2 protein-coding genes are annotated in these 959 nt (G+C 66.7%); both read right to left on the minus strand.

Annotation, left to right across the window (positions count from 1 at the left end; translation table 11 throughout):
* Positions 1–627 (minus strand): electron transfer flavoprotein subunit alpha/FixB family protein (locus tag AC22G6_RS21790; RefSeq protein ID WP_487368502.1); only part of this gene is annotated, 627 nt, incomplete at its 3' end.
* A gap of 1 nt (position 628) precedes the next feature.
* A partial coding sequence (locus tag AC22G6_RS21795) for an electron transfer flavoprotein subunit beta/FixA family protein (RefSeq protein ID WP_487368503.1) occupies positions 629–959 on the minus strand: 331 nt, incomplete at its 5' end.

Raw genomic sequence — 959 nt, forward strand, 5'->3', positions numbered from 1 at the left:
ATAGTTCTCGCCGCTGCCCACACCGCGACCACCGGAGACGATGACCTTGGCCGCGCCCAGTTCGGGACGGGCGCTCTTGACGATCTCGCGGCTCACCAGCGTGGCCAGTCCGAGATCGGCCGGCGCAGTGACGGCTTCGATGGCGGCCGCACCGCCCTCGCCCGCCGCTTCAAACGCGGTGGTGCGCACGGTGATGAGCTTGATCGCGTCCGCACTCTTGACCGTGGCCAGCGCGTTGCCGGCATAGATCGGGCGCACGAAGGTGTCGGCGTCTTCGATGGCGACGATGTCGCTGATCTGGGCCACGTCCAGCTGTGCTGCCACGCGCGGCAGCATGTTCTTGCCCGCGCTGCTGGCCGGTACCAGGATGTGGCTGTAACCCGAAGCCAGCCCCTTCACCAGTTCGGCAACGTTCTCGGCGGTCTGCGCTTCAAGGTGGGCTGCATCGGCCACCAGCACCTTGGCCACACCGGCGATCTTCGCCGCGGCTGCGGCCGCTGCGCCGCAGGCACTGCCGGCGATCAGTACATGCACGTCGCTGCCGAGCGCTGCGGCGGCAGTGACGGTGTTGAGGGTGGCTGCCTTGATGGCCTGATTGTCGTGTTCGGCAATTACAAGAATGGACATGTCAGATCACCTTCGCTTCGTTCTTGAGTTTCTCGACCAGCTGGGCCACGTCGGCCACGCGCACACCGGCGCTGCGCTTGGGCGGCTCGGAGACCTTGAGCGTGGTCAGGCGCGGGGCGACGTCGACGCCGAGCGCGTCGGGCTTCACCGTCTCGAGCGGCTTCTTCTTCGCCTTCATGATGTTGGGCAGCGTGGCGTAGCGCGGTTCGTTCAGGCGCAGGTCGGTGGTGACCACCGCCGGCAGCGAGATCGACAGGGTCTCGAGACCCCCGTCGATTTCACGCATCACGCTGGCCTTGCCGTCGCCCAGGGTCAGCTTGGAGGCAAAGGTG

The sequence above is a fragment of the Parazoarcus sp. PS-13 R2A genome, from assembly GCF_057621855.1.